Genomic DNA, 25,379 nt, shown 5'->3' on the forward strand with positions numbered 1-25,379 from the left:
AGCGTTGCCTGAAATTAACCTTTGAGCTGATCGAGATCCTCGACATTGATCGTGTCGAGCTTACGGAACAGGGTCACCAGAATCGCGAGACCGATCGCGGCTTCCGCTGCGGCGACGGTCAGCACGAAGAACACGAAGATCTGGCCGTGTACGTCGCCGAGGTAATGCGAGAACGCGACGAAGTTGGTGTTCACCGCCAGCAGCATCAGTTCGATCGACATCAGGATGATGATGACATTGCGGCGGTTCAGGAAGATCCCGACGATCGCGATCGCAAAGAGGATCGCGCCGAGCACAAGGTAGTGAGCAAGAGTCAGCATGGTTTTCTTTTCCTCCGCTTAGCCGTTGGTGCCCGAGCCGGCTTCGCTCTGCGCCGTTTCCGGCTGCGGCTTGTCCGCTTCCATCTTCACGAGGCGCACGCGGTCGTTGCGGCGCACCTTGACCTGATCCGACACGCGCTGGCGCTTGCTGTCCTTGCCCTTGCGCTCGGTCAGCCCGATCGCGGCAATGATCGCGACCAGCAGCACGAGGCCGGCGATTTCGAACGCGAAGATGTAGTCGGTGTAGATCACCTTGCCGATCAGGCGCGTATTCGACCAGTTGGCCATCTCGCCCGTCGCCATCGCATGCACGGTGTGCGTGTCGCCGTAGCCGCGCCACAGGATCAGCGCGGTTTCGATCACGATGATCGCGCCGACCACGGTTGCCATCGGGACGAAGCGCTTGAAGTCGCGGCGCAGGTAGTCGATGTTGATGTCCAGCATCATCACGACGAACAGGAACAGCACCATCACCGCGCCCACGTAGACCAGAACCAGCAGGATCGCGAGGAATTCGGCCTCCAGCAGCATCCAGATCGCGGCGGCGTTGAAGAACGCCAGCACAAGGAAAAGCGCAGACGCCACCGGGTTGCGCGAAGTGATCACCTTCAGCCCTGATACCACCAGGAGCAGCGCGAAGATGTAGAACAGTACGGTCGTGAATTCCATGATTACCGGTTCATCGTTAGGCCATAGTCAGGCGCGGCTTGCGGGACGCCCGCACCCGTCGCGGCGGCTCGGCCCGTTCATCGTTCATGCCGGGCCGGCACTGCAAACACAATCAACGATACGGCGCGTCGGCAGCCTTCGCCGCGGCGATGTCCTTCTCGTAGCGGTCGCCCACCGCGAGCAGCATTTCCTTCGTGAAATACAGGTCGCCGCGCTTTTCGCCGTGGTACTCGAGAATCTGCGTCTCGACGATCGAATCGACCGGGCAGCTCTCTTCGCAGAAACCGCAGAAGATGCACTTCGTCAGGTCGATGTCGTAGCGCGTCGTGCGGCGCGTGTTGTCCGCGCGCGTTTCCGACTCGATCGTGATCGCCAGCGCGGGGCACACGGCCTCGCACAGCTTGCACGCGATGCAGCGCTCTTCACCGTTTTCATAGCGGCGCAGTGCGTGCAGCCCGCGGAAACGCGGCGAAATCGGGGTCTTCTCTTCCGGGAACTGCACGGTGAACTTGCGCTTGAACGTGTAACGACCGGTCAGCGCGAGCCCCTTCAGCAGCTCGGTCAGGAAGAAAGTCTTAAAGAAGTGTTGGATTGCCGTCATGATTTCGTCCGATCTTTACTTCACCCAGATGTTCAGCGGCGACATCATCCAGAAGCCGACCACGACCACCCAGATCACCGTGACGGGCAGGAACACCTTCCAGCCCAGACGCATGATCTGGTCGTAACGGAAGCGCGGGAACGTCGCGCGGACCCAGATGAACACCGACAGCAGCGCGAAGACCTTCAGCACCAGCCAGAAGATGCCCGGGATGAACGACAGGAATTCGAACGGGGCGTCCCAGCCGCCGAGGAACAGCGTCGCGGCCAGTGCCGAGATCACGATCATGTTGATGTACTCGGCGAGGAAGAACAGCGCGAACGCCATGCCCGAGTAATCGATCATGTGACCCGCGACGATCTCCGACTCCCCTTCCACCACGTCGAACGGGTGACGGTTCGTTTCGGCGATGCCCGAGATGAAGTAGACGACGAACGCCGGCAGCAGCGGCAGCCAGTTCCACGACAGGAAGTTCACGCCGTGGCCGGCGAAAAAGCCGTGCTGCTGCGAACCGACGATTTCCGACAGGTTCAGGCTGCCGGCCGTCATCAGCACGAGCACCAGCGCGAAGCCCATCGAGATTTCGTACGACACCATCTGTGCCGCGGCGCGCATCGCGCCGAGGAACGCGTACTTCGAGTTCGACGCCCAGCCGGCCAGAATCACCGCGTACACGCCGATCGACGAGATCGCCATCGCGTACAGCAGGCCCGCGTTCACGTTCGCGAGCACGGCTTCCGCCTGGAACGGGATCACCGCCCACACGGCGAACGCCGGCACGACGGTCATCACCGGCGCGATCAGGTACAGCCAGCGGCTGGCGGCGCTCGGCTGAATGACTTCCTTCAGCAGCAGCTTCAGCACGTCGGCGATCGGCTGCAGCAGGCCGCCGGGGCCGACGCGGTTCGGGCCGAGACGCACGTGCATCCAGCCGATCAGCTTGCGCTCCCAGAGAATCAGGTACGCGACGCACAGCAGGATGACGACGGAGACGACGAGGATGCGCACGACTGCCCACACCGTCGGCCACGCGAAGCCGAGAAGCTCGGCCCCGCCCGCGTTGATCGTATCGAACAAGCTCATTTACGCCTTCTCCACCACCAGTTCACCGGACAGGCTGCCGAGCGCTGCGCCGGCAGGCGTCGCCGCCGACACGCGAACGACCGTCTCCGCAAGATTCGCGTCGCGCACAGCCGGCAACTGCACCGCACGCTCGCCCTGGCGCACGCGCACGGCGTCGCCTTCCTTCAAGCCCAGCTTGTCGAACAGCGCGGCCGGCAGGGCTGCGGCATGCGCCGCCTTCGCGGCGGCCGTCAGATGCAGCGCACCTGCGCGGCGCACGAGCGCGTCAGCATGATAGATCGGCACGTCGGCCAGGCGCTCGAAACCGCCGCTCGCGGCATTCGCCGCGGCGCGGGCCGGCGCGACCGACGTCTGGTTCGACAGGCGGCCCGCGACGCCGGCGTCGCCGAGCGCGGCGACACGCACTTCTTCCGCGGTCTCGTATTCGAAGTTCGGCAGGCCGAGCAGGCTGCCGAGCACGCGCAGCACCTTCCAGGCGGGGCGTGTGTCGCCGAGCGGGCGCACGACGCCGTTGAAGCTCTGCACGGTGCCTTCCGCGTTGACGAACGTACCGGCCGTTTCCGTGAACGGTGCGACGGGCAGCAGCACGTCGGCGTAGTCGAGGCCGTGCTTGAACGGCGACATCACGACGACCATCTCCGCCTGGTTCAGCGCGGCCAATGCCTGTGCCGGATCGGCGGTGTCGAATTCCGGTTCGACGTTCAGCAGCACGTAGCCCTTGCGCGGCTGCGCGAATGCTTCGCGTGCATTCAGGCCGCCTTCGCCCGGCAGCGCGCCGACGACGTGCGCACCGACCGTGTTCGCCGCTTCCGTCAGGAAACCGAACGTGGCGCCGGTGTTGTCGGCGATCCACTGCGCGACGGCGTGCAGCTTCGCGAATTGCGGATGACGGACCGCGACGTTGCCGAGCAGCACCGCGCGGCGTTCGCCGTTCGCGAGCGACTGCGCGACAGCCTGGGCCGCCGGCGACGCCGTCACGCCTGCGAGCGCGTCGGGCAGCGCGACGCCGCGCAGCTGCGCGACGGCCGCGGCGATGCCGGCCAGCTCGTCGAGCCACGCGGACGGCGCGGCGACGATGCGTTGCGCGGTCGGGATCAGCGAATCGTCGGCGGTCGCGTGCAGGAAGTGCAGCTTCGCGCCGTTCTTCGCCGCCTGACGCAGGCGCGATGCGAACAGCGGGTGGTCGCGGCGCAGGAACGAACCGACGACGAACGCGGCGTCCACGTTCGACAGATCGGCGATCGGCATGCCGAGCCACGGCGCGCCCTGGACCGGCGCCGAGAAATCCTGCTGACGCAGACGGAAGTCGACGTTCGGCGTGTTCAGTTCGTTGGCGAGCTGCTTCACGAGGAACAGCTCTTCCGCGGTGCTGTGCGCGCTCGCGAGCATCGCCAGCGCGTTCGCGCCGTGATCCGCGGCGATGCCCTTCAGGCCCTTCGCGACGTATTCGAGCGCGGTCTGCCAGTCGGTTTCGATCCACTGGCCGCCCTGCTTCAGCATCGGCTTCGTCAGGCGCTCTTCGCTGTTGAGGGCTTCATACGAGAAGCGGTCCTTGTCCGAGATCCAGCATTCGTTGATCGCTTCGTTCTCGAACGGCAGCACGCGCATCACGCGGTTGTTCTTCACCTGCACGACGAGGTTCGCGCCGACGGAATCGTGCGGGCTCACCGACTTGCGGCGCGACAGTTCCCACGTACGGGCGCTGTAGCGGAACGGCTTGCTGGTCAGCGCGCCGACCGGGCACAGGTCGATCATGTTGCCCGACATTTCGGAGTCGACCGTCTTGCCGACGAACGTCGTGATTTCCGAGTGCTCGCCGCGGCCCAGCATGCCGAACTCCATCACGCCGGCGATTTCCTGGCCGAAGCGGACGCAGCGCGTGCAGTGGATGCAGCGCGACATCTCTTCCATCGAGATCAGCGGGCCCACGTTCTTGTGGAACACCACGCGCTTTTCTTCCGAGTAGCGCGACGACGACTTGCCGTAGCCGACAGCCAGATCCTGCAGCTGACATTCGCCGCCCTGATCGCAGATCGGGCAATCGAGCGGGTGATTGATGAGGAGGAATTCCATCACCGACTGCTGCGCCTTCACGGCCTTGTCGGATTGCGTGCGCACGATCATGCCGGCCGACACGGGGGTCGCGCAGGCAGGCACGGCCTTCGGCATCTTCTCGACTTCGACGAGACACATCCGGCAATTGGCCGCGACCGACAGTTTCTTGTGATAGCAGAAGTGAGGAATGTACGTATCCGCCTTGTGCGCAGCCTGGATCACCATGCTGCCTTCGGGCACCTCGACCTTCTTGCCGTCTATTTCAAGTTCAACCATGATGGTGAATGGTCCTTAACCTATTTCCGCCCGTTCGCGCGTTCGCCCGACCGTGCGCTCAAATTCCGCAACCGGGTTCGCTCAGGCTGCCGCCGCGTGCGCGTGGCCGCCGACCATGCAGTGCTTGTGCTCGACGTGGTACGCGAATTCGTCCCAGTAGTGCTTGAGCATCCCGCGTACCGGCATCGCCGCCGCATCGCCGAGTGCACAGATCGTGCGACCCATGATGTTCTCGGCCACCGAGTTCAGCAGGTCCAGATCTTCCTGGCGGCCTTCGCCGTGCTCGATACGGTTCACGACGCGATACAGCCAGCCGGTGCCTTCGCGGCACGGCGTGCACTGGCCGCACGATTCCTCGTAGTAGAAGTACGACAGGCGCAGCAGCGAGCGCACCATGCAGCGCGTCTCATCCATCACGATCACCGCGCCGGAACCGAGCATCGAGCCCGCCTTCGCGATCGAGTCGTAGTCGAGATCGGTCTGCATCATGATGTCGCCCGGGATCACCGGCGCCGACGAACCGCCCGGAATCACGGCCTTGATCTTCTTGCCGCCGCGCATCCCGCCGGCGAGCTCCATCAGCGTCGCGAACGGCGTGCCGAGCGGCACTTCGTAGTTGCCCGGGCGCTCGACGTCGCCCGACACCGAGAAAATCTTCGTGCCGCCGTTGTTCGGCTTGCCGATCTCGAGATAATTCTGCGGCCCGATGGACAGCAGGAACGGCACCGCGGCGAACGTCTCGGTGTTGTTGATCGTGGTCGGCTTGCCGTACACGCCGAAGCTCGCCGGGAACGGCGGCTTGAAGCGCGGCTGGCCCTTCTTGCCTTCGAGCGACTCGAGCAGCGCCGTTTCCTCGCCGCAGATGTACGCGCCGTAGCCGTGGTGCGCGTGCAGCTGGAACGAGAATTCCGAGCCCATGATGTTGTCGCCGAGGAACCCGGCCGCGCGCGCTTCATCGAGCGCGGCTTCGAAGCGTCGATACACTTCGAAGATTTCGCCGTGGATGTAGTTGTAGCCGACGGTGATGCCCATCGCGTACGCGCCGATGGCCATGCCTTCGATCAGCGCGTGCGGGTTCCAGCGCAGGATGTCGCGATCCTTGAACGTGCCCGGCTCGCCTTCGTCCGAGTTGCAGACGAGGTACTTCTGCCCCGGGAACTGGCGCGGCATGAAGCTCCACTTCAGGCCGGTCGGGAAGCCCGCACCGCCGCGGCCGCGCAGGCCCGACGCCTTCACGTCGGCGATCACCTGCTCGGGCGGAATCTTTTCTTCGAGAATGCGGCGCAGCTGCTTGTAGCCGCCGCGCGCAACGTAATCTTCGAGGTGCCAGTTCTCGCCGTTCAGACCAGCGAGGATCAGCGGTTTGATGTGACGGTCGTGGAGGGACGTCATTTCGAGAGCTCCTCAAGCAGCTGGTCGATCTTCTCGCGGCTCATGAAGCTGCACATTCTGTGATTGTTCACCAGCAGCACCGGCGCATCGCCGCACGAGCCCATGCATTCGCCTTCCTTCAGCGTGAACTTGCCGTCGGGCGTGGTCTCGCCGAAGCCGATGCCCAGCTTCTGTTTCAGGTAGTCGGCAGTCGCTTCCGCGCCGCCGTGCGGGCCGAGCTGGCACGGCAGGTTCGTGCAGAGCGTGATCTTGTGCTTGCCGACCGGTTTGAGCTCGTACATCGTGTAGAACGTCGCGACTTCCTGCACGGCGACGGCCGGCATGCCGAGATAGTCCGCGACGAACTGCATCAGTTCGGGCGACAGCCAGCCATGCTCTTCCTGAGCCACGGCCAACGCCGACATCACGGCGGACTGTTTCTGATCGGCGGGATACTTCGTCAACGCTCGATCGATTTCCTTCAGGCCTTCAGCTGAGATCATTTTCAGACACGACTCTTTCAATTCCTACCGAACGAACAACCTGCCGCACACTGGGGTGCATGGACGGCAGACCTGGCGCTCACTCTGTTGACAGCTTGCGAAGCCGCGCCAGTTCGGCGCATACCGCATGGTGCTTCGCGTGTGACTGACTGCTCGCCGCCCGCGCTCGCGGGCGGCGCAACCATTAGCGATCGATTTCGCCGAACACGATGTCCTGCGTACCGATGATCGTGACGGCGTCGGCGATCATGTGACCGCGCGCCATTTCGTCGAGCGACGCCAGGTGCGCGAAACCCGGCGCGCGAATCTTGAGGCGATACGGCTTGTTGGCGCCGTCCGACACGAGGTAGATGCCGAATTCACCCTTCGGATGCTCGACCGCCGCGTACGCTTCGCCTTCCGGCACATGGAAACCTTCGGTGAAGAGCTTGAAGTGGTGAATCAAGTCTTCCATGTTGGTCTTCATGCCGACGCGCGACGGCGGGGCAACCTTGTGATTGTCCGTCATCACCGGCCCCGGATTCTTGCGGAGCCACTCAATACACTGTTTCGCGATGCGGACCGACTGGCGCATTTCTTCGACGCGCACCAGATAGCGGTCGTAGCAATCGCCGTTCACGCCGACCGGCACGTCGAAATCCATCCGATCGTACACTTCGTAGGGCTGCTTCTTGCGCAGGTCCCACGCGATGCCCGAGCCGCGCAGCATCGGGCCCGTCAGGCCCATCTGCAGCGCACGTTCCGGGCTCACCACGCCGATCCCGACCAGACGCTGTTTCCAGATCCGGTTGTCGGTCAGCAGCGTTTCGTATTCGTCGACGCACTTCGGGAAGCGCGTGAAGAAATCGTCGATGAAGTCGAGCACCGAGCCGCTGCGCGCCTCGTTCATCTTCGCGAGCGCCTTCTCGTTGCGAATCTTCGACGCCTTGTATTGCGGCATTGCGTCAGGCAGATCGCGGTAGACGCCGCCCGGACGATAGTAGGCCGCGTGCATCCGGGCGCCGGACACCGCTTCGTACACGTCCATCAGGTCTTCGCGTTCACGGAATGCGTACAGGAACACGGCCATCGCGCCGACGTCGAGCGCGTGCGCGCCGATCCACATCAGGTGGTTCAGCACGCGTGTAATTTCGTCGAACAGCACGCGGATGTACTGCGCGCGCTCCGGCACGTCGATGCCGAGCAGCTTTTCGATCGCGAGCACGTAGCCGTGCTCGTTGACCATCATCGACACGTAGTCGAGACGGTCCATGTACGGCACGGACTGGATGAAGGTTTTGGATTCGGCGAGCTTTTCCGTCGCGCGATGCAGCAGGCCGATGTGCGGATCGGCACGCTGGATGACTTCGCCGTCGAGCTCGAGCACGAGGCGCAGCACGCCGTGCGCTGCCGGGTGCTGCGGGCCGAAGTTGAGCGTGTAGTTCTTGATTTCTGCCATGACGCCCCCTTAATGTTTCAGACCGCCATAGCGATCCTCGCGGATCACGCGCGGCGTGATTTCGCGCGGCTCGATCGTCACCGGCTGGTACACGACCCGCTTCTCTTCCGGGTCGTAACGCATTTCGACGTAGCCCGACACCGGGAAGTCCTTGCGGAACGGGTGACCGATGAAGCCGTAGTCGGTGAGGATGCGGCGCAGGTCGGGGTGGCCTTCGAACACGATGCCGTACAGGTCGAACGCTTCGCGCTCGTACCAGTTCGCGGAAGCCCAGATGTCGACCAGCGACGCCACGATCGGCAGATCGTCGTCCGGCGCGAACACGCGCAGGCGCAGGCGCCAGTTGTTCGTGACCGACAGCAGGTGCGACACGGCCGCGAAGCGCGGGCCGTCGTAGGCGCCGTCGCCGAAGGTCTGGTAGTCGACGCCGCAGAGGTCGATCAGTTGCTCGAAACGGAGCTTCGGATCGTCGCGCAGCGTCTTTGCGACTTCGAGGTAATCGCTCGCCTTCACGACGAGCGTCAATTCACCGATCGCTTCGGTGAGGCTCACCACGCGCGCGCCGAGCGCGGCTTCGAGGTTCGCCTTCAGGGTCTCGATTTTGCTTGCCATATTGAGGGGACGCTCGGGGCTTTATTGACGGGCGATGGTATTGGTGCGGCGGATCTTCGCCTGCAACTGGATCACGCCGTAGACCAGCGCCTCGGCCGTGGGCGGGCAGCCCGGCACGTAGACGTCGACCGGCACGATCCGGTCGCAGCCGCGGACCACCGAGTACGAGTAGTGGTAGTAACCACCGCCGTTCGCGCACGACCCCATCGAGATCACCCAGCGCGGCTCGGCCATCTGGTCGTACACGCGGCGCAGCGCGGGCGCCATCTTGTTGCACAGCGTGCCGGCGACGATCATCACGTCCGACTGACGCGGGCTCGGGCGGAACACGACGCCGAACCGGTCCAGATCGTAACGGGCCGCGCCCGCATGCATCATCTCGACGGCGCAACACGCGAGCCCGAACGTCATCGGCCACAGCGAGCCGGTACGCGTCCAGTTGATCAGCTTGTCAGCCGTCGTGGTGACAAACCCTTCCTTCAAGACCCCTTCGATACTCATTTGCTTTCCACTCCAGACGAGCGACCGAGCGCGGCCGCCCATGCAAACCGGCGATTAACCCATCACTCCCAGTCGAGCCCGCCTTTCTTCCAGATATAGGCAAAGCCCAGCAGGAATTCGAGCAGAAAAATCATCATTGCGATGAAACCCGGCCAGCCGATGTCCCGGAGCGCGACGCCCCACGGGAACAGGAATGCGGTTTCGAGATCGAAGATGATGAACAGGATGGCGACGAGGTAGTACCGGACGTCGAATTTCATCCGGGCGTCTTCAAAGGCTTCGAAGCCGCACTCGTACGGTGCGTTCTTCTCGACGTCCGGCTTGTTGGGACCAAGGAGCTTGCCGATGCTGACCAGCGCTATACCTAAACCAGTGCCCACGAGGAGGAACAACAAGACGGGGTAATAGGCTGCGAGGTTCAAGGCAATCCTCTATCGGTTGGTTCTGAGCGTCCGGAGAATACCACTTCCGGCGGAAGGAATCATTTCGGAGTACAGGCGATCGCAAGACAACCGCAAGCACACCCCAGAAATGAAAAATGCCAGCCACTAGAAGCGGCTGGCATTGAGTAACTTTGGTGCCGACGGCGAGACTCGAACTCGCACAGCTTTCGCCACTACCCCCTCAAGATAGCGTGTCTACCAATTTCACCACGTCGGCACTGCATGCAACTCGGGTTGTGCTGCTGGTTCCCGCGAATCGCTTCAAGAATTAAATTCTAACCCGAGTCCTGGATTTGTTCAACGCACAACCGCAAAAAAATTAACTTTTTATTTCGGGACATCCTGGCCCGGCGCGCTCGCGGCCGAACCGGCGGCGGCGGACGCCGCGACAGCCGGCGCCGATGCCGCAGGGGCCGATGCCGGCGCCGTCGCGGCCGTGCCGAGCACGCCCGCCGACGGCGTCGACTTGTACGAACCGAGGTAAGTCAGCGCGAGCGTCGCGACGAAGAAGATCGTCGCGAGAATGCCCGTCGTGCGCGACAGGAAGTTCGCCGAGCCCGTCGCGCCGAACAGGCTGCCCGACGCGCCGCTGCCGAAGGCGGCGCCCATGTCGGCACCCTTGCCGTGCTGCAGCAGCACGAGCCCAATCACACCGAGTGCCGACAGCACCTGCACCACAATAATCAGCGTCTTGAATAACAGCATCACACCCACCCGATTGGATCGGGCGACCGGACCGACCGGCCGCCGTCATGGTTCAATTCGATCCCGGACCGCTCAACGCGCGGCCCGGCAGATCGCCAGGAAATCTTCCGCCTTCAGCGACGCGCCGCCGATCAGGCCGCCGTCGATGTCCGGCTGCGCGAACAACTCTTCCGCGTTGTCCGGCTTCACGCTGCCGCCGTACAGCACGGACACGTCCGCCGCACCCTTTGCCGCCAGGCGCGCACGGAGGAACGCGTGTACGTCCTGCGCCTGCGCCGACGTCGCGCTCTTGCCGGTGCCGATCGCCCAGACCGGCTCGTACGCGACGACGATGTGCGCGGCCTCGTCAGCCGTCAGCACGGCCAGCACCGCGTCGAGCTGCGCACCGACGACCTGCTCGGTCGCACCCGACTCGCGCTCGTCGAGCGTCTCGCCGACGCACACGACCGGCGTGAGGCCGGCCGCGAGTGCGCGCTGCGTCTTCGCCGCGACCGTCTCGTTGCTTTCGCCGTGATACGCGCGACGCTCCGAATGACCGACGATCGCATACTGCGCGCCGAACTCCGCCACCATCGCGGCCGCCACCTCACCGGTGAACGCGCCTTGCTCGTGCGCGGACACGTCCTGCGCACCGAACGCGACACGGCCACCGCCGAGCTGGGCCTGAACCTGCGCGAGATACGGGAACGGCACGCACACGCCGATCGACGTTTCAGCCGCCACCAAGCCCGCACCCTGCACCACTTCGTTCAGCAGCGCCTGGTTGCCGGCCAGCCGGCCGTGCATCTTCCAGTTGCCGATCACTCGCTTTGTTCGTTGTTTCGACATCGTGTCTGTCTCGTCACTATCTTGTCATTAACGTGCCGGAACCCGGCCGTCAGGTTGGATCTGGCGAAGCAAACCCGCGATTTTACTGCGCGCGGCTTGAACCGGTCAAACCGCGCATGTCAAGCCCGCCGCACGGGCCGTCACGCGTTCGCGCCCCAATCAAGCACGATCTTGCCGATGTGCTCGCCGCCCTCCATCAGCGCATGCGCCTGCGCGGCCTCGCCGGCCGGCAGCACACGATAGATCACGGGCTTGATGCGACCGTCGGCCAGCAGCGGCCACACGCGCGCCTTCAACTGCGCGGCGATGCGCGCCTTGAACTCGACCGGACGCGGGCGCAGCGTCGAGCCCGTCACCGTCAGCCGGCGGCGCAGGATCTCGTTGAGGTTGACCTCGGCCTTCGCACCGCCGAGCAGCGCGATCAGCACGAGGCGGCCGCCGTCCGCGAGCGCGGACAACTCGCGCGGCACGTACGCGCCCGCCACCATGTCGAGGATCACGTCGACGCCGCGATCGTGCGTCAGCGACTTCACGACTTCGACGAAGTCTTCGGTCTTGTAGTCGATCGCGCGCTCGGCGCCGAGCGCCTCGCACGCACGGCACTTGTCGGCGGTGCCGGCCGTCGCGAACACGCGAAAGCCGAGCGCATGCGCGATCTGGATCGCCGTCACGCCGATGCCGCTCGAGCCGCCCTGCACGAGCAGCGTCTCCTGTTCGCCGCCCTCGCCCGCGCCGAGCCGCGCGCGGTCGAACACGTTGCTCCACACGGTGAAGAACGTCTCGGGCAGCGACGCGGCTTCGATATCGGTGAGACCGTCCGGCACCGGCAGACACTGCGGCAGCGGCGCGACCGCATATTCGGCATAGCCGCCGCCCGCGAGCAACGCGCACACGCGATCGCCGAGCTTCAGGCCGAACGGGTTCAGTGCCGCATCGGACACATCGCCGCCGACGATCTCGCCCGCGACCTCGAGGCCCGGCAGATCCGACGCACCCGGCGGCGGCGCATAGGCGCCCTTGCGCTGGAACACGTCGGGCCGGTTCACGCCGGAAGCCGCCACCTTGATCAGCACCTCGCCGCGCTTCGGTTCGGGGCGCGGACGCTCCGCGAGCTTCAGCACGTCGGGCGCGCCGAATTCGGTGATTTCGATGGCTTTCATGGTGAGAATCGCTCCAGGATCGGAATCGGATGGCACGCGCGCGCACGGCGCGAGCGCCTCGCCGGCGCTGCTGCGCCGCGCAACGATGCTACAGAAAAAACGGCCGGCACGCTTTCGCACTGCCGGCCGTTGATCCGCCTGTCCGCTTACTGCTGCGGCGGCGTATCCGACTGCGCTGCCGCCGCTGCTTCATTCAGCAGCGCCTTGGCCGACAGACGCACGCGACCCTTCTCGTCCGTCTGGATCACCTTGACCTTCACCTGCTGACCTTCCTTCAGGTAGTCGTTGATGTCCTTCACGCGCTCGTTGACGATTTCCGAGATGTGCAGCAGGCCGTCCTTGCCGGGCAGCAGGTTCACGATCGCACCGAAATCGAGCAGCTTGAGCACCGTGCCTTCGTACACCTGGCCGACTTCGATCTCGGCCGTGATTTGCTCGATGCGCTTCTTCGCTTCGGCCATGCCTTCGCTGCTCGTGCTCGCGATCGTCACGACGCCGTCGTCCGAGATGTCGATGGTCGTGCCCGTTTCTTCCGTCAGCGCGCGGATCACCGAACCGCCCTTGCCGATCACGTCGCGGATCTTTTCCGGGTTGATCTTGATCGTGATCATGCGCGGCGCGAATTCCGACAGTTGCGTGTTCGCACCCGACACCGCCGACGTCATCTTGCCGAGGATGTGCAGGCGGCCTTCCTTCGCCTGCGCGAGCGCGACCTGCATGATTTCCTTCGTGATGCCCTGGATCTTGATGTCCATCTGCAGCGCCGTCACGCCTTGCTCCGTGCCGGCCACCTTGAAGTCCATGTCGCCGAGGTGATCTTCGTCGCCGAGGATGTCGGTCAGCACCGCGAACTTGTTGCCTTCGAGGATCAGGCCCATCGCGATACCGGCGACGTGCGCCTTCATCGGCACGCCGGCGTCCATCAGCGCGAGGCAGCCGCCGCACACCGACGCCATCGACGACGAACCGTTCGACTCGGTGATTTCCGACACGACGCGGATCGAGTAGCCGAATTCGTCGGCGCTCGGCAGGCACTTGACCAGCGCGCGTTTCGCGAGGCGGCCGTGGCCGATTTCGCGGCGCTTCGGCGAGCCGACGCGGCCCGTTTCGCCGGTCGCGAACGGGGGCATGTTGTAGTGGAGCATGAAGCGCTCGCGGTATTCGCCTTCGAGCGCGTCGATGATCTGCTCGTCACCCTTCGTGCCGAGCGTCGCGACGACCAGCGCCTGCGTTTCGCCGCGCGTGAACAGCGCCGAGCCGTGGGTGCGCGGCAGCACGCCGGTGCGGATCTCGATCGGGCGCACGGTGCGCGTGTCGCGACCGTCGATGCGCGGCTCGCCGTTCAGGATCTGCGAACGGACGATCTTCGCTTCGATGTCGAACAGGATATTGCCGACCGTGGCCTTGTCGGCCGCGACCGTGCCGGCCGCCAGCGCGTCTTCCTCGAGCTTCGCCGAGGTCGCCGCGTAGACTTCCTTCAGCTTCGCCGAGCGCGCCTGCTTGTCGCGGAGCTGGTAAGCGGCGAGCAGATCGTTCTGCGCGAGCTCGGTCACGCGTGCGATCAGCGCCTCGTTCTTCGGCGCCGGCTGCCAGTCCCACTCGGGCTTGCCGCCATCGCGCACCAGTTCGTGGATCGCGTCGATCGCGACCTGCATCTGCTCGTGGCCGAACACCACGGCGCCCAGCATCACTTCTTCCGACAGCTGATCGGCTTCCGACTCGACCATCAGCACGGCGCGCTCCGTACCCGCGACGACGAGGTCGAGGCTCGATGCCTTGAGCTGGTCACGCGTCGGGTTCAACACGTACGCGTTGTCGATGTACGCCACGCGCGCGGCACCGACCGGGCCGTTGAACGGCAGGCCCGACACGGCGAGCGCGGCCGATGCGCCGATCAGCGCGGGGATGTCCGCCGGGATTTCCGGGTTCACGGACAGCACGTGGATCACGACCTGGACTTCGTTGTAGAAGCCTTCCGGGAACAGCGGGCGCAGCGGGCGGTCGATCAGGCGCGACGTCAGCGTCTCGTGCTCCGACGGACGGCCTTCGCGACGGAAGAAGCCGCCCGGGATCTTGCCGGCCGAGTAGGTCTTCTCGAGGTAGTCGACGGTCAGCGGGAAGAAATCCTGGCCCGGCTTCGCCGACTTCGCGCCGACGACGGTTGCCAGCACGACGGTATCCTCGACGTCGACGATCACGGCGCCGCTTGCCTGGCGAGCGACTTCACCGGTTTCGAGGCGCACCTTGTGCTGGCCCCACTGGAATTCCTTCACGACCTTGTTGAACATGGACATGGTTGCTCCTTTGTATTCATGCATTTCATTCGCCGCGCCGGCGACCCCCGCGCGGCGGCGTCCCGACCGAATCACCCGGAGCAAGGTGTGTTTTTTATGCCATTCCAGCGCGGCGCTCACGCAGCGACGCGCTGGAATGACACAAATCCTGCCCCGGTATCGGTCGTGGCGGCGGCCCCGCACGAACGTGCCGGACAGCCTGCGATGCGTGTGACGCTACGCACCGCGCAAAAACAAAATGCCTGTATCAGCGGACTGACACAGGCATCTTGCTGGCGGCAATCGCCTCGATTACTTACGCAGACCCAGCTTCTCGATCAGTGCGCGGTAACGATCGGCATCCTTGCCCTTGAGGTAGTCGAGCAGCTTGCGGCGGCGGCTCACCATGCGCAGCAGGCCGCGGCGGCTGTGGTGATCCTTCGCGTGGGTCTTGAAGTGACCCGTCAGTTCGACGATACGTGCGGTCAGCAGTGCGACCTGGACTTCGGGCGACCCCGTGTCGTTGGTACCGCGGGCGAACTGAGCAACGACTTCCGACTTCTTGATATCTGCAACAGACATGTGATTTCCTTTCTAACTGAACAGGCGGACACGGAAGAATGGCCGTGCCGTGACTTACAACCGGCGCGCATTGTAGCACAACTCGGTGCCGTTCTTGCCGCCTCCCGTCACGGGCGCGTCATCGAGCACGTCGACGGCATCTCCGTGCGCTGCGCCGGCACCGCCAGGACCGTCCGGAAGCCGTAGCCCGATCCCTCGTTGTCGAAGCGCACGCCCGGCGTGCCGACCTTGTCCATTTCCATCACGTAAAGGGGCTGGATCAGTTGGTGATCCTGCGCGCGCATCCGCGACGCGTGGAAGCCGTCGTCGAACGGCAGGCCCTCGAGCGCACGCGCGACCGCGACGGGGTCGGCCGAACCCGCGCGGGTCATCGCGGCGGCCAGCATCTCGATCATCTGGCTCATCCGCCGCACCGGATAGTCGTCCTGCGCGGCCGGGAAACGGGTGCGGAACGCGCGGTAGAACGCGTCGGATCTGGCGCCGCCGGCGTTCGGATGCCAGTCGGCCACCGCCACGACGCGGCCGACGCCCGCGTCGCCCAGGGCCGCCGGCGCGCCGAGGCTGTTGCCGTAGAACGTATAGAACTTCGCGTTCAGCCCCTGTTCGCGCGCCGCCTTCACGAGCAGCGTGAGGTCGTTGCCCCAGTTGCCGGTCACGACGGCGTCCGCGCCGCTCGCCCGGATCTTCGCGATATACGGCGAGAAATCCTTGATCCGGCCGATCGGGTGGAATTCGTCGCCGGCGATCGTCACGTCCGGGCGCCGCGCGGCCAGCGCCTGCCGCGCGAGGGTGCTGACGTCATGGCCGAAGCTGTAGTCCTGATTCAGCAGATAGACCTTGCGCAGCGCGCGATCGCGCGCCATCACGTCCGCGAGGGCGGCCATTCGCATGCCGGCGTGCGCATCGAAGCGGAAATGCCAGAAACTGCAGCGCGCGCCGGTCAGCGCCGGATCGTCCGCCGAGTAGTTCAGGAACAGCATCCGGTTGTCCGGATCGCGCGCGTTCAGCTTGTCGAGCGCCGCGACGAGCGCGGCGGCGACGGCCGAGCTGTTGCCCTGCGCGACGAAGCCGATATGCCGATCGGCCGCCGCGCGCAACTGCACGAGCGCCTCTTCCGGGCTGCCCTTGCTGTCGAGCACGACGAGTTCGAGCGGGTGCGCGCCGTCGCGCAGTTTCACGCCGCCCGCCGCATTGACCTGCTCGACGCCGAAGCGCAGGTTGCGCTCGACCGCCGCGCCCGCGTTCGCGAACGGGCCCGACATCCCTTCGATCAGCGCGATCCGCACCGGCTCGCCGCCGGCACACGCGGACGACACCAGCATCCACCCCGCGCTCCACGCGAGCGCCCACCGCTTCCATCCCTGCATCGGCCACCTGCCCTTCAATCTGCCCGAGAAGCGCGGATCATAGGCCGGTGCGCCGGCCGCCCGCAAGCGCGCGGGCCCGATCCGCATCGATTTTTTCCTGCCGATGCGCGATCGCGCGCCGTCCGTGATAAAACGGGACCTGTTTCCGTGTTCTGGAGAATCCGATGCGCATTCGCATTCCCGCGCGCCTGCCGGTGCTCGCCGCCTGCGCCGCCGCGCTGCTGGCCGGTTGCGCGCAACCGTGGCAGCAATACCAGGCCGGCCAGGACGAGTCGGCGATCGTCGCGCGCATGGGCCCGCCGCGTGAGATCTACGACCTGCCCGGCGGCGGCAAGCGCCTGATGTGGCCGACCCAGCCGATGGGCGAGATCACGATCGCGGCCGACGTCGATGCCGCCCACCGGATCGTCAACGTGCGCCAGGTGCTGCAGCCGAGCGAGTTCTATCGCGCGGAGATCGGCAAGTGGACGAAAACCGACGTCCTCGTCAATTTCGGACGCCCGGTCGAGACCTCCTACTTCCCGCTGATGAAGCGCGAGGTATGGACGTACCGGTATCTCGAGGACAACGTCTGGTACATGATGTACAGCTTCTACTTCGATCCGCAGGGCATCCTGCGCACCACGCAGAAAACGCCGGACCCGCTGCACGATCCCGATCGCCGCACCCTGTTCTGACCGATTGCGCATCGACACGCAATTGTCGCAATGGCCATTCACGAATGATTGCCGAATGGCCATTTCATTTTTTCCGCTGCCTTATTTAATTTCAGGAATAAGACGGAAAACTTTTCCGATCGTCAATATTCCGATGGCAATACGCTGAACGCCCCGTCATGCGGGCGCTTGAGCCTAAATAGGCATAGCCAGTGCATGTCATGCGTCGCACTGGTGCAGGCAATGCACTACGCCCAATCAATTTGAAACAATTTGTTTCAACCCACCCCGAGTGCTAGGGCATACCCCTAATATCAGTCGAAATCGAACCTTTCAATTTAGAAAGAATGCGACTGCGCCATTTCGCTCGATATTTATTTGCCTTGATCAAAAAGGAGTCCTCATGAATCGCCCCAAGAGCATGCTGGTTGCCAACATTGCCTGGGCCCGCGAGACGCGCGAACACACGCCCGGCTTCTTCGACGCGCTCGCACGCGGCCAGAATCCGCGCGTACTGTGGATCGGCTGCGCCGACAGCCGCGTGCCGGCCGAGACCATCACGCACTGCGCGCCCGGCGAGCTGTTCGTCCATCGCAACATCGCGAACCTGTTCCACCCCGACGACGACAATTCCGCCAGCGTGCTCGAGTACGCGGTGCGGGTGTTGAAGGTCGACCACGTGATCGTGTGCGGGCACTACGGGTGCGGCGGCGTGCGCGCATCGCTGCTGCCGCCGCCCGCCGACCTGCCGCACGTCGCGCGCCGCATCGCGCCGCTCTGCGCGCTCGCGCGGCGCCATCGCGATACGCTCGACGGGCTCGACGACATGGCTGCCGCCGATCGCCTCGCCGAGCTGAACGTGCTCGAACAGGTGCGGCTGCTGCGTGCGTCGCCGATCGTGCGCGGGCGCGAACGGCCGCCGCTCGTGCACGGCTGGATCTTCTCGCTCGCCGACGGCCACCTGAAGGAACTCGATTCCGGCTATGCGCCATCGCCGGCCGAAGCCGAAGCCGAAGCCGAAGCCGAGCCTGCCGCGACCGCCGTCGCGCTCGGTTGACCCGCGCCCCGCCCTCCATGTCAACGAAATCACCCCAATCATGAAACTGAACGAGCGCCTGTCCACCTTGCCGCGCGACATCGTCGCCGGCATCGTCGTTTTTCTCGTCGCGCTGCCGCTCTGCCTCGGCATCGCCAACGCCTCCGGCGTCGAACCGTTCGCCGGGCTCGTATCGGGCATCGTCGGCGGCATCGTCGTCGCGCTGCTGAGCGGCTCGTCCCTGTCCGTCAGCGGGCCGGCCGCCGGCCTCGTCGTGATCGTCGTCGAAGGGATCGCGCAACTGGGCAGCTTCTCCGCGTTCCTGCTCGCGGTGCTGCTGTCCGGCGTGCTGCAGTTCGGGTTCGGCATGCTGCGCGCCGGCCGCTTCGCCGCCTACGTGCCGTCGCCCGTCATCAAGGGCATGCTCGCCGCGATCGGCCTGCTGCTGATCGTGAAGCAGCTTCCGTTCGCATTTGGCATCGGCGGCCCGGCCGCGCAATCGTTTGCGAATTGGCTGCATTTGCCGACCGCATGGGCCGCCACGGCGATCGCACTCGTGTCGCTGGCGCTGCTGATCGCGTGGGACACGCCGGCGCTCAAGCGCTTCGCGTGGGTACGCTCGGTACCCGCCCCGCTCGCGGTCGTCGTGCTCGGCATCGGCGCGACGCTCGTGCTCGGCATGGTCGCTCCGGCAGCCGCACCGGGCGCCGCCCATCGCGTCACGCTGCCCGAGTTCGACTCGTTTGCGGCGCTCGCGGCATCGCTCAAGCATGCGGAACTCGGCCCGAACTTCGCGCAACTGCTCAATCCGGACGTATGGCGCGTGGCGATCACGCTTGCGGTCGTCGCGAGCCTCGAGACGCTGCTGTGTCTCGAGGCGGTCGAACAGATCGATCCGAAGCGACGTCCGACGCAGCCCGATCGCGAGCTGAAGGCACAGGGCGTCGGCAACCTTGTCGCGGGCGCCGTCGGCGGCCTGCCGATCACGTCGGTGATCGTGCGTAGTTCGGCCAACGTCAACGCCGGCGCGCAAAGCCGGATGTCCGCGATCGTGCACGGGATCCTGCTGCTCGCGAGCGTGTTCGCGCTCACCGGCCTGATCAACCTGATCCCGCTCGCGAGCCTGGCCGCGATCCTGATCCACACCGGCATGAAGCTCGCGAAACCGGCGCTGTTCCGCTCGGTCATGAAGCAAGGCCCGGCCGCGTTCGCACCGTTCGCGGCGACGATCGTCGGCGTGCTGGCGGTCGACCTGCTGTTCGGCATCGCGCTCGGCCTCGCGTGCAGCGTGCTGGCCGTGGCCGTCGCGAACCTGAAGAGCCCCGTCACGCTCGCGCAGCACGACGACCACTTCCTGCTGTCGTTCCGCAAGGACGTGTCGTTTCTGGGCAAGGTGCAGGTCAAGCACCACCTGCGACACATTCCGGACCGGGCGGCCGTGATCATCGACGCAACCCGCGCCGACTACATCGACCACGACGTGCTCGAGCTGCTCGACGCGTTCGTCGCCGATGCGCCGCGGCGCGGGATCGCGGTCGAGTTCCGCCGGCGCAACCCCGCGCCGCGCGCGGCCGCCCGCCGCTGGCTGTTCCGCGCGCCGGCCGCCGAATGAGCGGCCAATGAAAACGAACGCCCCGGCGGCGCAGGGCCGCACGGGGCGTTTCGAGGCTGCGTCCTGCGCGGCGCTTACGAGCGCTGCGGATTGACCTTGTCGTCCTTCGAGTGCAGCTTGTTCAGCGCGGAAATGTACGCCTTCGCGGACGCGGCGACGATATCCGGATCGGTGCCGACGCCGTTGACGATCCGCCCGCTCTTCGACAGCCGAACCGTCACTTCGCCCTGCGCCTGCGTGCCGGTCGTGATCGCGTTCACCGAGTACAGCAGCAGCTCGGAGCCGCTGCCGACTTCACCTTCGATCGCATTGAACGTCGCATCGACCGGGCCGTTGCCGCGCGCCTCGCCGGTCACTTCCTTGCCCTCGACCGCGAACACGACCTTCGCCTGCGGCTGCTCGCCCGTTTCCGAACGCTGCGACAGCGACACGAACTTGAAGTGCTCCTGCTCCTGCGCGAGCGCCGATTCCTCGGACACGATCGCGATGATGTCCTCATCGAAGATCTCCGCCTTGCGGTCGGCCAGATCCTTGAAGCGCATGAACGCGGCATTCAGTTCGGCTTCGCTGTCGAGCGATACGCCGAGCTCCTGCAGCCGCTGCTTGAACGCGTTGCGGCCCGACAGCTTGCCGAGCACGATCTTGTTCGCGGTCCAGCCCACGTCTTCCGCGCGCATGATCTCGTAGGTGTCGCGCGCCTTCAGCACGCCGTCCTGGTGAATGCCCGACGCGTGCGCGAACGCGTTCGCGCCGACCACCGCCTTGTTCGGCTGCACGACGAAGCCGGTGATCTGCGACACGAGCTTCGACGTCGGCACGATCTGCGTCGTGTCGATGCCGACGTCGAGACCGAAGTAGTCCTTGCGGGTCTTCACGGCCATCACGATTTCTTCGAGCGACGTGTTGCCCGCGCGCTCGCCCAGACCGTTGATCGTGCATTCGACCTGACGCGCGCCGCCGATCTTCACGCCGGCGAGCGAGTTCGCGACCGCCATCCCGAGGTCGTTATGGCAGTGCACCGAGAAGATCGCCTTGTCCGAGTTCGGAATGCGCTCGCGCAGCGTCTTCACGAGGTTGCCGTAGAGCTCCGGCACGCCGTAGCCGACCGTGTCAGCGATGTTGATCGTCGTCGCGCCTTCGGCGATCACGGCTTCCAGCACGCGGCACAGGAAATCCATGTCCGAACGGCTGCCGTCTTCCGGCGAGAACTCGACGTTGTCGGTGAACTTGCGCGCGAAACGCACGGCGAGACGCGCCTGCTCGAACACTTGATCCGGCGTCATCCGCAGCTTCTTCTCCATGTGCAGCGGCGACGTCGCGATGAACGTGTGGATCCGGAAGCTGTTGGCGGGCTTCAGCGCGTCGGCCGCGCGCTGGATGTCCTTGTCGTTGGCGCGCGCCAGCGAGCAGATCGTGCTGTCCTTCACGAGCCCGGCGATCGTGTGGATCGCGTCGAAATCGCCGTTCGAGCTCGCGGCGAAGCCGGCCTCGATCACGTCGACCTTCATCCGCTCGAGGTGCTTCGCGATGCGGATTTTCTCTTCTTTCGTCATCGACGCGCCGGGCGATTGCTCGCCGTCACGCAACGTCGTATCGAAAATGATCAGCTTGTCTGTCATGGGGGGCTCCAGGGCTCTTTTATACGGAAGTCAAACGTAACGAGATCGCGCCACCGCTGGCGACGCTCAACAACAGACGAGGCTTGACGGAGGGCGAGAACGGTCAGCGCGGCAGGCGCGCCGAAGCTGGCGCGCGTAGCGGCGCACCGGCTAGAAGGAGGGAGAGGCGGGGAAATGCAGTCATGCCAAAGACTATAGCGACATTCCGTTGGCCGCGCAATCGGACGGCACCCGGGAATCGATACGGCCCGACTAGAAAAAGGGGCAAATGGAAACGGCGGCCCCGAGGCCGCCGTTTCCGGGCAAATCGCAGATCGTGCGCGGCGTCAGTGCTCGCGCTGCGACGAGCGCGCCGGGTTCGCCCGCCCGCGCACGGCCATGTAGGCCCAGAAGACGTAGCCGGACAACCCGTACAGCACGAACAGGCAGAACAGCATCAGCGGCGGATCGGACGACACGAGCACGAACGCGACGACGACCAGCAGGATCGCCGCGAACGGCACGCGGTGGCGCACGTCGAGCGCCTTGCCGCTGTAGAACGGCGCGTTCGACACCATCGTCACGCCCGCGTAGATCGTCAGCACGAACGCGACCCACGGCAGCCAGCCGAGCTTCATCGGCACGCGGTTGTCTGTCGCGAGCCACACGAAGCCCGCGATCAGCGCGGCCGCGGCCGGGCTCGGCAGCCCCTGGAAGAAGCGCTTGTCGACCACGCCGATGTTCGTGTTGAAGCGCGCAAGGCGCAGCGCGGCGCCCGAGCAATAGACGAACGCGGCGAGCCAGCCCCAGCGGCCGAGATCCTTCAGCACCCACTCGTACATCACGAGCGCGGGCGCGACGCCGAACGACACCATGTCCGACAGGCTGTCGAACTGCTCGCCGAACGCGCTCTGCGTATGCGTCATGCGCGCGACGCGCCCGTCCATCCCGTCGAGCACCATCGCGACGAAAATCGCGATCGCGGCGATCTCGAAGCGCACGTTCATTGCCTGCACGACCGCGAAGAAGCCGCAGAACAGCGCGGCGGTCGTGAATGCATTCGGCAGCAGGTAGATACCGCGCGTCTTCAGGAACCGCTGGCGCGCGGCGCGGCGGCTCTCGATGGGCGCCGAATCCGGCGCCATCACCTTGTTGCGGCGGAACGGGCGTGGCGTCTGGCCGGCGCCGTTGCGCGGCCGACGCGGTTTGAATGCGGCCATCGTGCGCCCCGCCGCTTACTGTTCGAGCTCGGCGAGGATCGTCGACGACGCGTAGACCTTCTCGCCGATCGACACCTTCGCGCGGCTGCCGAGCGGCAGGTACACGTCGACGCGCGAACCGAAGCGGATGAACCCGTAGCGCTGGCCGCGCGACAGCGGCTCGCCGGCACGGACGTAGCAGAGAATCCGGCGGGCGATCAGGCCGGCGATCTGCACCGAGGTGACCGTCTTGCCGCTCGCCGTCTGGATCACGACCGCATTGCGCTCGTTCTCGGTCGACGCCTTGTCGATCGCCGCGTTCAGGAACGCGCCCGGGAAGTATTCGACCTTGCTGATCGCGCCATCGACCGGCGAACGCTGCGAATGAACATTGAAGACATTCATGAACACGCTGATCTTCAGCGCTTCGCGGTTCGCGTACGGATCCTGCGCGGTCTCGACCGCGACGATGCGGCCGTCCGCCGGACACAGCACCGCGTTCGGCTGCGCCGGGATCGGGCGCTGCGGATCGCGGAAGAACTGGACGACGAAGACGAGCAGCAGCCAGAACGGCCACGCGAAGCCGAAGCCCCCGACGGCATGGATCAACAGCGCGATGACGGCTGCAATCGCGATGAACGGCCAGCCTTCGCGCGCGATGATCGGATGAGGATAGTTCATGGATTCGTTCTGTGTTCGGTGAATTGCAAAGCACGTAGCATAGCAAAAGCCGCCCGGGGCACTGCTGCCTTCGGACGGCTTTTTGATGCCGACCCTCCATTCGAAGGGCCGGAACGGCACGGCGCGCTTAGTTCTTCGTCTGGTCGACGAGCTTGTTCTTCGCGATCCACGGCATCATCGCGCGCAGCTTCGCACCGACCTGCTCGATCTGGTGCTCGGCCGTCAGGCGGCGGCGCGACTGCAGCGTCGGGGCGCCCGCCTTGTTCTCGAGAATGAAGCTCTTCGCGTACTCGCCCGTCTGGATGTCGGTCAGGCACTGCTTCATCGCCCTCTTCGTCTCTTCCGTGACGACGCGCGGGCCCGTCACGTACTCGCCGTATTCGGCGTTGTTCGAGATCGAGTAGTTCATGTTCGCGATGCCGCCTTCGTAGATCAGGTCGACGATCAGCTTCAGTTCGTGCAGGCACTCGAAGTACGCCATTTCCGGCGCGTAGCCGGCTTCGACCAGCGTCTCGAAACCGGCCTTGATCAGCTCGACGGTACCGCCGCACAGCACGGCCTGCTCGCCGAACAGGTCGGTTTCGGTTTCTTCACGGAAGTTCGTCTCGATGATGCCGGCACGGCCGCCGCCGTTCGCCGCCGCATACGACAGCGCGATGTCGCGCGCCGCGCCCGACTTGTTCTGCGCCACCGCGATCAGGTGCGGCACGCCGCCACCTTGCGAGTACGTGCCGCGCACGGTGTGGCCCGGCGCCTTCGGCGCGATCATGATCACGTCGAGGTCGGCGCGCGGGATCACCTGGCCGTAGTGGACGTTGAAGCCGTGCGCGAACGCGAGCGCCGCGCCCTGCTTGATGTTCGCGTGCACTTCCTTCGCGTACACGTCGGCGATCTGCTCGTCCGGCAGCAGCATCATGACGACGTCCGCGCCCTTCACCGCTTCGGCGACTTCCTTGACCGACAGGCCGGCGTTCTCGGCCTTGCTCCACGACGCGCCGCCCTTGCGCAGGCCGACCGTCACGTTCACGCCGCTGTCCTTCAGGTTCAGCGCGTGTGCATGGCCTTGCGAGCCGTAGCCGATGATCGTGACTTGCTTGCCCTTGATGAGGGAGAGGTCGGCGTCTTTGTCGTAGAAAACGTTCATGATGGTTCCTTCGCTAATTCAAAAATTCAACAATTCGTTCGGATGGAGTACTGCGGGCCGGGACATGACGGCGCACCCGGCGTCGGCATCACACCTTCAGGATGCGCTCGCCGCGCCCGATGCCTGAGCTGCCGGTGCGCACGGTCTCGAGGATCGCGCCCGCGTCCAGCCCCTGGATGAATGCGTCGAGCTTGTCGCTCGCGCCCGTCAATTCGATCGTGTAGGTCTTCTCGGTCACGTCGATGATGCGGCCGCGGAAAATATCCGACATCCGCTTCATTTCTTCGCGCTCCTTGCCCACTGCACGTACCTTGATCAGCATCAGCTCGCGTTCGATGTGTGCACCGTCGGTCAGGTCCACCACTTTCACCACCTCGATCAGGCGGTTCAGATGCTTCGTGATCTGTTCGATCACGTCGTCGGAGCCGATGGAAACGATGGTGAGCCGCGACAGCGATTGGTCTTCGGTCGGCGCCACCGTCAAGGTTTCAATGTTGTAGCCGCGTGCGGAAAACAGGCCGACCACGCGCGACAGCGCGCCCGGTTCGTTCTCCAGCAGGACGGAAATGATGTGTCTCATGTTCGCTTCTTCCAGAATGTGCCGTGTCGATTCACTCGCGCCGCGCGCCGCCGCGTGCCGCACCGCCCTTCGTGAAGGCGGCCGCA

At 65.1% G+C, this 25,379-nt stretch carries 25 protein-coding genes and 1 tRNA gene; 3 read left to right on the forward strand and 23 right to left on the reverse strand.

The window, feature by feature from the left end; genetic code table 11:
* Nucleotides 1-14 precede the first annotated feature (14 nt).
* The 18 genes from nuoK to CFB35_RS11740 form a co-directional block, all read right to left on the reverse strand.
* Nucleotides 15-320 (reverse strand): NADH-quinone oxidoreductase subunit NuoK, encoded by a 306-nt coding sequence (gene nuoK / locus CFB35_RS11650; RefSeq protein ID WP_006478272.1) that lies wholly within the window; start codon nucleotides 318-320, stop codon nucleotides 15-17.
* Between the two features lie 18 nt (nucleotides 321-338).
* Entirely contained in the window at nucleotides 339-989 is a 651-nt protein-coding gene (locus tag CFB35_RS11655; protein ID WP_011545812.1) for an NADH-quinone oxidoreductase subunit J, read from the reverse strand.
* Between the two features lie 112 nt (nucleotides 990-1,101).
* Nucleotides 1,102-1,590: an NADH-quinone oxidoreductase subunit NuoI gene (nuoI, locus tag CFB35_RS11660; protein WP_006478270.1), complete on the reverse strand. Its 489-nt coding sequence runs from the start codon at nucleotides 1,588-1,590 to the stop codon at nucleotides 1,102-1,104.
* Nucleotides 1,591-1,605: 15 nt separating this feature from the next.
* On the reverse strand, nucleotides 1,606-2,673 hold the full coding sequence (gene nuoH, locus CFB35_RS11665; protein WP_034207963.1) for an NADH-quinone oxidoreductase subunit NuoH: 1,068 nt from the start codon (nucleotides 2,671-2,673) through the stop codon (nucleotides 1,606-1,608).
* A complete protein-coding gene (gene nuoG, locus CFB35_RS11670) occupies nucleotides 2,674-5,004 on the reverse strand; it encodes an NADH-quinone oxidoreductase subunit NuoG (RefSeq protein ID WP_059583603.1) in 2,331 nt (776 codons plus the stop codon).
* Between the two features lie 81 nt (nucleotides 5,005-5,085).
* The gene (gene nuoF, locus CFB35_RS11675) at nucleotides 5,086-6,396 is read right to left on the reverse strand and encodes an NADH-quinone oxidoreductase subunit NuoF (protein WP_006478267.1); all 1,311 of its coding nucleotides are present in this window, start codon (nucleotides 6,394-6,396) and stop codon (nucleotides 5,086-5,088) included.
* The gene (nuoE, locus tag CFB35_RS11680) at nucleotides 6,393-6,878 is read right to left on the reverse strand and encodes an NADH-quinone oxidoreductase subunit NuoE (RefSeq protein WP_006478266.1); all 486 of its coding nucleotides are present in this window, start codon (nucleotides 6,876-6,878) and stop codon (nucleotides 6,393-6,395) included. Before nuoE ends, nuoF begins: the two co-directional genes overlap by 4 nt.
* A gap of 184 nt (nucleotides 6,879-7,062) precedes the next feature.
* The gene (locus tag CFB35_RS11685; protein WP_059583605.1) at nucleotides 7,063-8,316 is read right to left on the reverse strand and encodes an NADH-quinone oxidoreductase subunit D; all 1,254 of its coding nucleotides are present in this window, start codon (nucleotides 8,314-8,316) and stop codon (nucleotides 7,063-7,065) included.
* A 9-nt stretch (nucleotides 8,317-8,325) separates the two neighbouring features.
* Nucleotides 8,326-8,928, reverse strand: a complete 603-nt coding sequence (locus tag CFB35_RS11690) for an NADH-quinone oxidoreductase subunit C (protein WP_059583606.1) — start codon at nucleotides 8,926-8,928, stop codon at nucleotides 8,326-8,328.
* 21 nt (nucleotides 8,929-8,949) lie between these two features.
* Nucleotides 8,950-9,429 (reverse strand): NADH-quinone oxidoreductase subunit B family protein, encoded by a 480-nt coding sequence (locus CFB35_RS11695; protein WP_006398799.1) that lies wholly within the window; start codon nucleotides 9,427-9,429, stop codon nucleotides 8,950-8,952.
* 62 nt (nucleotides 9,430-9,491) lie between these two features.
* Nucleotides 9,492-9,851: an NADH-quinone oxidoreductase subunit A gene (locus CFB35_RS11700; RefSeq protein ID WP_006398798.1), complete on the reverse strand. Its 360-nt coding sequence runs from the start codon at nucleotides 9,849-9,851 to the stop codon at nucleotides 9,492-9,494.
* Nucleotides 9,852-10,004: 153 nt separating this feature from the next.
* A tRNA-Leu gene (locus tag CFB35_RS11705) sits at nucleotides 10,005-10,089 on the reverse strand.
* 110 nt (nucleotides 10,090-10,199) lie between these two features.
* On the reverse strand, nucleotides 10,200-10,577 hold the full coding sequence (gene secG / locus CFB35_RS11710) for a preprotein translocase subunit SecG (protein ID WP_059533209.1): 378 nt from the start codon (nucleotides 10,575-10,577) through the stop codon (nucleotides 10,200-10,202).
* Between the two features lie 72 nt (nucleotides 10,578-10,649).
* On the reverse strand, nucleotides 10,650-11,405 hold the full coding sequence (gene tpiA / locus CFB35_RS11715) for a triose-phosphate isomerase (RefSeq protein WP_059583608.1): 756 nt from the start codon (nucleotides 11,403-11,405) through the stop codon (nucleotides 10,650-10,652).
* 140 nt (nucleotides 11,406-11,545) lie between these two features.
* Nucleotides 11,546-12,565 (reverse strand): NAD(P)H-quinone oxidoreductase, encoded by a 1,020-nt coding sequence (locus tag CFB35_RS11720; protein WP_059583610.1) that lies wholly within the window; start codon nucleotides 12,563-12,565, stop codon nucleotides 11,546-11,548.
* 146 nt (nucleotides 12,566-12,711) lie between these two features.
* On the reverse strand, nucleotides 12,712-14,859 hold the full coding sequence (gene pnp / locus CFB35_RS11725) for a polyribonucleotide nucleotidyltransferase (protein WP_059583611.1): 2,148 nt from the start codon (nucleotides 14,857-14,859) through the stop codon (nucleotides 12,712-12,714).
* A 291-nt stretch (nucleotides 14,860-15,150) separates the two neighbouring features.
* The gene (gene rpsO / locus CFB35_RS11735) at nucleotides 15,151-15,420 is read right to left on the reverse strand and encodes a 30S ribosomal protein S15 (RefSeq protein WP_006398792.1); all 270 of its coding nucleotides are present in this window, start codon (nucleotides 15,418-15,420) and stop codon (nucleotides 15,151-15,153) included.
* 107 nt (nucleotides 15,421-15,527) lie between these two features.
* The gene (locus CFB35_RS11740; RefSeq protein ID WP_059583613.1) at nucleotides 15,528-16,787 is read right to left on the reverse strand and encodes a branched-chain amino acid ABC transporter substrate-binding protein; all 1,260 of its coding nucleotides are present in this window, start codon (nucleotides 16,785-16,787) and stop codon (nucleotides 15,528-15,530) included.
* A 164-nt stretch (nucleotides 16,788-16,951) separates the two neighbouring features.
* On the opposite strand from CFB35_RS11740, the gene CFB35_RS11745 reads away from it, so the two are divergent.
* From CFB35_RS11745 to CFB35_RS11755, 3 genes are all read left to right on the forward strand, one after another.
* The gene (locus CFB35_RS11745; RefSeq protein ID WP_059583614.1) at nucleotides 16,952-17,464 is read left to right on the forward strand and encodes a hypothetical protein; all 513 of its coding nucleotides are present in this window, start codon (nucleotides 16,952-16,954) and stop codon (nucleotides 17,462-17,464) included.
* A gap of 382 nt (nucleotides 17,465-17,846) precedes the next feature.
* Nucleotides 17,847-18,500 carry a carbonic anhydrase gene (locus CFB35_RS11750; protein WP_089465011.1) on the forward strand — a complete coding sequence of 218 codons (654 nt, stop codon included), beginning with the start codon at nucleotides 17,847-17,849 and terminating at the stop codon, nucleotides 18,498-18,500.
* Nucleotides 18,501-18,540: 40 nt separating this feature from the next.
* Nucleotides 18,541-20,091 (forward strand): SulP family inorganic anion transporter, encoded by a 1,551-nt coding sequence (locus tag CFB35_RS11755; RefSeq protein ID WP_059583618.1) that lies wholly within the window; start codon nucleotides 18,541-18,543, stop codon nucleotides 20,089-20,091.
* Nucleotides 20,092-20,165: 74 nt separating this feature from the next.
* Here CFB35_RS11755 and CFB35_RS11760 read toward each other — a convergent pair whose 3' ends face one another.
* From CFB35_RS11760 to ilvN, 5 genes are all read right to left on the reverse strand, one after another.
* On the reverse strand, nucleotides 20,166-21,710 hold the full coding sequence (locus CFB35_RS11760; RefSeq protein ID WP_059583619.1) for a 2-isopropylmalate synthase: 1,545 nt from the start codon (nucleotides 21,708-21,710) through the stop codon (nucleotides 20,166-20,168).
* Between the two features lie 326 nt (nucleotides 21,711-22,036).
* Nucleotides 22,037-22,909: a CDP-diacylglycerol--serine O-phosphatidyltransferase gene (gene pssA / locus CFB35_RS11770; protein ID WP_059583621.1), complete on the reverse strand. Its 873-nt coding sequence runs from the start codon at nucleotides 22,907-22,909 to the stop codon at nucleotides 22,037-22,039.
* A gap of 15 nt (nucleotides 22,910-22,924) precedes the next feature.
* A complete protein-coding gene (locus tag CFB35_RS11775; protein WP_006491035.1) occupies nucleotides 22,925-23,569 on the reverse strand; it encodes a phosphatidylserine decarboxylase in 645 nt (214 codons plus the stop codon).
* Nucleotides 23,570-23,696: 127 nt separating this feature from the next.
* Complete coding sequence (gene ilvC, locus CFB35_RS11780; RefSeq protein WP_089465012.1) at nucleotides 23,697-24,713, reverse strand: ketol-acid reductoisomerase; 1,017 nt, start codon at nucleotides 24,711-24,713, stop codon at nucleotides 23,697-23,699.
* 88 nt (nucleotides 24,714-24,801) lie between these two features.
* On the reverse strand, nucleotides 24,802-25,293 hold the full coding sequence (gene ilvN, locus CFB35_RS11785; protein WP_006398781.1) for an acetolactate synthase small subunit: 492 nt from the start codon (nucleotides 25,291-25,293) through the stop codon (nucleotides 24,802-24,804).
* Nucleotides 25,294-25,379: the final 86 nt, after the last annotated feature.

This window comes from Burkholderia sp. AU16482 (assembly GCF_002223285.1).
Lineage (GTDB): Bacteria > Pseudomonadota > Gammaproteobacteria > Burkholderiales > Burkholderiaceae > Burkholderia > Burkholderia semiarida.

What these genes read in the sequence shown, in the direction of transcription:
- CFB35_RS11750 (WP_089465011.1), top strand. Translation starts at nt 17,847, where the DNA reads ATGAATCGCCCCAAGAGCATGCTGGTTGCCAACATTGCCTGGGCCCGC.
- nuoE (WP_006478266.1), bottom strand. Translation starts at nt 6,878, where the DNA reads ATGATCTCAGCTGAAGGCCTGAAGGAAATCGATCGAGCGTTGACGAAG.
- CFB35_RS11655 (WP_011545812.1), bottom strand. Translation starts at nt 989, where the DNA reads ATGGAATTCACGACCGTACTGTTCTACATCTTCGCGCTGCTCCTGGTG.
- pssA (WP_059583621.1), bottom strand. Translation starts at nt 22,909, where the DNA reads ATGGCCGCATTCAAACCGCGTCGGCCGCGCAACGGCGCCGGCCAGACG.
- nuoF (WP_006478267.1), bottom strand. Translation starts at nt 6,396, where the DNA reads ATGACGTCCCTCCACGACCGTCACATCAAACCGCTGATCCTCGCTGGT.
- pnp (WP_059583611.1), bottom strand. Translation starts at nt 14,859, where the DNA reads ATGTCCATGTTCAACAAGGTCGTGAAGGAATTCCAGTGGGGCCAGCAC.
- secG (WP_059533209.1), bottom strand. Translation starts at nt 10,577, where the DNA reads ATGCTGTTATTCAAGACGCTGATTATTGTGGTGCAGGTGCTGTCGGCA.
- ilvC (WP_089465012.1), bottom strand. Translation starts at nt 24,713, where the DNA reads ATGAACGTTTTCTACGACAAAGACGCCGACCTCTCCCTCATCAAGGGC.
- nuoG (WP_059583603.1), bottom strand. Translation starts at nt 5,004, where the DNA reads ATGGTTGAACTTGAAATAGACGGCAAGAAGGTCGAGGTGCCCGAAGGC.
- nuoK (WP_006478272.1), bottom strand. Translation starts at nt 320, where the DNA reads ATGCTGACTCTTGCTCACTACCTTGTGCTCGGCGCGATCCTCTTTGCG.
- CFB35_RS11745 (WP_059583614.1), top strand. Translation starts at nt 16,952, where the DNA reads ATGCGCATTCGCATTCCCGCGCGCCTGCCGGTGCTCGCCGCCTGCGCC.
- nuoH (WP_034207963.1), bottom strand. Translation starts at nt 2,673, where the DNA reads ATGAGCTTGTTCGATACGATCAACGCGGGCGGGGCCGAGCTTCTCGGC.
- rpsO (WP_006398792.1), bottom strand. Translation starts at nt 15,420, where the DNA reads ATGTCTGTTGCAGATATCAAGAAGTCGGAAGTCGTTGCTCAGTTCGCC.
- tpiA (WP_059583608.1), bottom strand. Translation starts at nt 11,405, where the DNA reads ATGTCGAAACAACGAACAAAGCGAGTGATCGGCAACTGGAAGATGCAC.
- CFB35_RS11760 (WP_059583619.1), bottom strand. Translation starts at nt 21,710, where the DNA reads ATGACAGACAAGCTGATCATTTTCGATACGACGTTGCGTGACGGCGAG.
- CFB35_RS11775 (WP_006491035.1), bottom strand. Translation starts at nt 23,569, where the DNA reads ATGAACTATCCTCATCCGATCATCGCGCGCGAAGGCTGGCCGTTCATC.
- CFB35_RS11720 (WP_059583610.1), bottom strand. Translation starts at nt 12,565, where the DNA reads ATGAAAGCCATCGAAATCACCGAATTCGGCGCGCCCGACGTGCTGAAG.
- CFB35_RS11695 (WP_006398799.1), bottom strand. Translation starts at nt 9,429, where the DNA reads ATGAGTATCGAAGGGGTCTTGAAGGAAGGGTTTGTCACCACGACGGCT.
- CFB35_RS11685 (WP_059583605.1), bottom strand. Translation starts at nt 8,316, where the DNA reads ATGGCAGAAATCAAGAACTACACGCTCAACTTCGGCCCGCAGCACCCG.
- CFB35_RS11755 (WP_059583618.1), top strand. Translation starts at nt 18,541, where the DNA reads ATGAAACTGAACGAGCGCCTGTCCACCTTGCCGCGCGACATCGTCGCC.
- ilvN (WP_006398781.1), bottom strand. Translation starts at nt 25,293, where the DNA reads ATGAGACACATCATTTCCGTCCTGCTGGAGAACGAACCGGGCGCGCTG.
- nuoI (WP_006478270.1), bottom strand. Translation starts at nt 1,590, where the DNA reads ATGACGGCAATCCAACACTTCTTTAAGACTTTCTTCCTGACCGAGCTG.
- CFB35_RS11740 (WP_059583613.1), bottom strand. Translation starts at nt 16,787, where the DNA reads ATGCAGGGATGGAAGCGGTGGGCGCTCGCGTGGAGCGCGGGGTGGATG.
- CFB35_RS11690 (WP_059583606.1), bottom strand. Translation starts at nt 8,928, where the DNA reads ATGGCAAGCAAAATCGAGACCCTGAAGGCGAACCTCGAAGCCGCGCTC.